This window comes from Streptomyces xylophagus (genome assembly GCF_000716435.1).
GTDB lineage: Bacteria > Actinomycetota > Actinomycetes > Streptomycetales > Streptomycetaceae > Streptomyces > Streptomyces xylophagus.
In genome coordinates this window covers 1-572 of the sequence record NZ_JNWO01000119.1, presented here as the reverse complement: position 1 = coordinate 572, position 572 = coordinate 1, and the positions used below count along the sequence as shown (strand labels likewise).

The following is a 572-nucleotide window of genomic DNA, read 5'->3' as shown; positions in this document are numbered from 1 at the left end:
GCTGCGACCAGATCGACATCAGCCTCAGCCACACCGACGACCTGCTGCTGGTCGGACTCACGACACGGGGCCTGATCGGCGTCGACGCGGAGCGCTCGGACCGCCGGATCTACAGCCGCGGCCTGGACCGGCAGATCTGCACCCCGCACGAACGGCTGATCGTCTCCCGGCTGCCGCTAGCCGAGCGCGACCCGAGCCTGGTGCGGCTGTGGACCCTGAAAGAGGCCTACAGCAAGGCGATCGGACAGGGACTGCAGTTCCGGTTCACGGAGTTCGGGTTCGGCCCCGACGGCCGGCCGACCCAGGTGCACCGCCCCGACGGCACCCCGGGCACGGGCGACGAATGGACGTTCTGCACCTACGTCCTCGGCAGCGACGGCCTGGAGTTCTGCGTCAGCACCGCCGTCTACGACGCGGGGCTCGGCCGCACGCTGGACGCCGAGATCACCACCATGCTCGACGCCGACGCCGTCGCCGCCCTCAACGAGGCCCTCGGCGAGGCCCTCGGCGGGCCGTGAGCGCGACGCGCGCGCTCAAAGGTCCTCCACGACGAACGCCGTGGCCTCCAGGAC

General features: G+C 71.3%; 1 protein-coding gene. It reads left to right on the top strand.

Going from position 1 to position 572, the window contains the following annotated elements:
• Window positions 1-518, top strand: a 518-nt coding sequence (locus OO70_RS50555) for a 4'-phosphopantetheinyl transferase family protein (RefSeq protein ID WP_043688338.1), incomplete at its 5' end; no start/stop codon positions are given.
• Window positions 519-572 lie beyond the last annotated feature (54 nt).